This is a genomic window from Ruegeria sp. HKCCA5929 (assembly GCF_013034525.1).
Lineage (GTDB): Bacteria > Pseudomonadota > Alphaproteobacteria > Rhodobacterales > Rhodobacteraceae > Ruegeria.
The window spans coordinates 2,501-6,359 of the sequence record NZ_WQGE01000017.1; the positions used below are offsets into that span (position 1 = coordinate 2,501).

At 52.7% G+C, this 3,859-nt stretch carries 1 tRNA gene and 2 rRNA genes; all 3 read left to right on the plus strand.

From position 1 onward, the window contains the following. Nucleotides 1-389: 389 nt before the first annotated feature. Nucleotides 390-3,232, plus strand: a 23S ribosomal RNA gene (locus GOV90_RS21015). A gap of 194 nt (nucleotides 3,233-3,426) precedes the next feature. Next, nucleotides 3,427-3,541, plus strand: a 5S ribosomal RNA gene (gene rrf, locus GOV90_RS21020). 87 nt (nucleotides 3,542-3,628) lie between these two features. Next, nucleotides 3,629-3,705: transfer RNA gene (locus GOV90_RS21025), tRNA-Met, on the plus strand. The last annotated feature ends 154 nt before the right edge of the window (nucleotides 3,706-3,859 follow it).

A 3,859-nucleotide genomic window follows, 5' to 3' on the forward strand; every position in this document is an offset into this window, starting at 1 on the left:
CACTGTTTGATCGCGCCGAGTGTGGCGTTGATCTCAGTTGGTCCTCTTCGGAGGAGGTTCGATTTGGGATGTTTCCTCGTCCCTCTTTGGATATCCCGGCTGAAACGAACAGAGTTGTCCAAGTCAAGTACACTAACCCGCATAACTTAACGGTTATGCATTGTCTTCCATTCTCCATGTGGGGCCGACCGACATCGGCAGCATGGGTTCCAGGATGGAAGGCGGGAAAGTATGCTTTTGGTTCAGAAGAAAGATGGCCTTTAGTTACCAGCTGGGTCATTGCGATGGACATAGTCGAACCGTGAAGGCCGCAGGCCGGAAGGGTTCACGCGCTCAAGTAGCCGAATAGGCGGTAGCGCAAAATGTTATGTCTTTCTCTTTCTGGATCAAATCAAGCGCGAGAAGGGCGTTTGGTGAATGCCTTGGCAGCAAGAGGCGATGAAAGACGTGATACTCTGCGATAAGCCATGGGGAGCTGAGAATAAGCTTTGATCCATGGATTTCTGAATGGGGCAACCCACCTGAAAGCTTCATATTGTTATCTTTGGTAATCAATATGGGGTTTAAACAGGTACTTAAGACCTGAATACATAGGGTTTTAAGAGCAAACCCGGGGAACTGAAACATCTAAGTACCCGGAGGAAAGGAAATCAATTGATACTCCCCTAGTAGCGGCGAGCGAACGGGGACCAGCCGAGCCAGATAAGTGACTAGAACATGTTGGGAAGCATGGCCATAGCGGGTGACAGCCCCGTATAGGAAGCTTTGACGGACGTATTAAGTAGGGCGGAACACGTGAAATTCTGTCTGAAGATCGGAGGACCACCTTCGAAGGCTAAGTACTCCTTGCTGACCGATAGCGAACCAGTACCGTGAGGGAAAGGTGAAAAGCACCCCGACGAGGGGAGTGAAACAGTACCTGAAACCGAACGCCTACAATCAGTCGGAGGATCCTCGAGATCTGACGGCGTACCTTTTGTATAATGGGTCATCGACTTGGTCTCACGAGCAAGCTTAAGCCGTTAGGTGTAGGCGTAGCGAAAGCGAGTCTTAATAGGGCGCATGAGTTCGTGGGATCAGACCCGAAACCGAGTGATCTAGGCATGGCCAGGTTGAAGGTAAGGTAACACTTACTGGAGGACCGAACCCACATCCGTTGAAAAGGATCGGGATGAGCTGTGCCTAGGGGTGAAAGGCCAATCAAACTCGGAGATAGCTGGTTCTCTGCGAAATCTATTTAGGTAGAGCGTCATCCGAATACCCCGGGGGGTAGAGCACTGGATGGGTAATGGGGCCCCACAGGCTTACTGATCCTAACCAAACTCCGAATACCCGGGAGTACTAGATGGCAGACACACTGCGGATGCTAACGTCCGTAGTGGAGAGGGAAACAACCCTGACCTACAGCTAAGGCCCCCAATTCATGGCTAAGTGGGAAAGCAGGTGGGACGACCAAAACAACCAGGAGGTTGGCTTAGAAGCAGCCATCCTTTAAAGATAGCGTAACAGCTCACTGGTCTAAATAAGTTGTCCTGCGGCGAAGATGTAACGGGGCTCAAGCCATGAGCCGAAGCTTAGGATGCCGTAAGGCATGGTAGCAGAGCGTAGTGTGACATAGAACTCATCCGTATTTGCATCTGTGCTGTGTAAGCAGTTGGATGTAATGACGGATAGAGTTCTTTCGATGAAGCCGGCGCGTGAGCGATCCGGTGGAGAGATCACTAGTGAGAATGATGACATGAGTAGCGACAAAGAGTGTGAGAGACACTCTCGCCGAAAGTCCAAGGGTTCCTGCTTAAAGCTAATCTGAGCAGGGTAAGCCGGCCCCTAAGCCGAGGCCGAAAGGCGTAGGCGATGGGAACTAGGTTAATATTCCTAGGCCAGGAGGATGTGACGGATCACAGGTGTAGTTCAATCTTATCGGATTGATTGGGCTGCTGAGTGGTTCCTGGAAATAGCCCTCCATCAGACCGTACCCTAAACCGACACAGGTGGACTGGTAGAGCATACCAAGGCGCTTGAGAGAACGATGTTGAAGGAACTCGGCAAAATACCTCCGTAAGTTCGCGAGAAGGAGGCCCGGTTCCTAGGCAACTAGGGGCTGGGGGCACAAACCAGGGGGTGGCGACTGTTTATTAAAAACACAGGGCTCTGCGAAGTCGCAAGACGACGTATAGGGTCTGACGCCTGCCCGGTGCCTGAAGGTTAAAAGGAGAGGTGAGAGCCTTGAATTGAAGCCCAGGTAAACGGCGGCCGTAACTATAACGGTCCTAAGGTAGCGAAATTCCTTGTCGGGTAAGTTCCGACCTGCACGAATGGCGTAACGACTTCCCCGCTGTCTCCAACATCGACTCAGCGAAATTGAATTGCCTGTCAAGATGCAGGCTTCCCGCGGTTAGACGGAAAGACCCCGTGCACCTTTACTACAGCTTCGCACTGGCATCAGGATTGTGATGTGCAGGATAGGTGGTAGGCTTTGAAGCGGAAACGCAAGTATCCGTGGAGCCTCCCTTGAGATACCACCCTTCGCACTCTTGATGTCTAACCGCGGTCCGTTATCCGGATCCGGGACCCTGCGTGGCGGGTAGTTTGACTGGGGCGGTCGCCTCCTAAAGCGTAACGGAGGCGCGCGAAGGTTGGCTCAGAGCGGTCGGAAATCGCTCGTTGAGTGCAATGGCAGAAGCCAGCCTGACTGCAAGACTGACAAGTCGAGCAGAGTCGAAAGACGGCCATAGTGATCCGGTGGTCCCGAGTGGAAGGGCCATCGCTCAACGGATAAAAGGTACGCCGGGGATAACAGGCTGATACTGCCCAAGAGTCCATATCGACGGCAGTGTTTGGCACCTCGATGTCGGCTCATCTCATCCTGGGGCTGGAGCAGGTCCCAAGGGTACGGCTGTTCGCCGTTTAAAGAGGTACGTGAGCTGGGTTTAGAACGTCGTGAGACAGTTCGGTCCCTATCTGCCGTGGGTGTAGGAGACTTGAGAGGAGTTGCCCCTAGTACGAGAGGACCGGGGTGAACGATCCACTGGTGGACCAGTTGTCGTGCCAACGGCAGTGCTGGGTAGCTATGATCGGACAGGATAACCGCTGAAGGCATCTAAGCGGGAAGCCCCCCTCAAAACAAGGTCTCCCTGAGGGCCGTGGAAGACCACCACGTCAATAGGCCGGAGATGTAAGCGCAGTAATGCGTTCAGTTGACCGGTACTAATCGCCCGATAGGCTTGATTTGATCCAGTAACAGAAAGACAAATCAAACCAAAAGCATACACCGACCTTGGTTTGGATAACCGTGTCGCACCAAGCGGCACTGTTGGTTGATAAACACAACCGTGCGGCAACGCGCCTTTATCTGCGATAAAGACGCTGCCTGCCGCGCGTCGCTTTTTTGCTTCGCAAAAAACAGCGACGTGGGCTTTTCCTCGGTTTGGTGGTCATAGCGCAAGTGAAACACCCGGTCCCATACCGAACCCGGAAGTTAAGCACTGCCGCGCCAATGGTACTTGGGCTTAAGCCCCGGGAGAGTAGGTCACCGCCAAACCTAGTAAAAGCCCAAAAATCTCTCTAATACGATCAAAATAATACCTGGCCTCAAGTAGCCGAATAGGCGATAGGCCCACCAAAGCGTCGCGGGGTGGAGCAGTCCGGTAGCTCGTCAGGCTCATAACCTGAAGGTCAGAGGTTCAAATCCTCTCCCCGCAACCAAAATCCAAACAGACCGGTCGATCTACAAACAGTCAACTGGACTGTTTGCTTAACGATCAAACCTCGGCAGGCTCATAACCTGAAGGTCAGAGGTTCAAATCCTACTCCCGCAACCAACGTCGGAAAATCACAACACAGACCCCTCGATCTACAA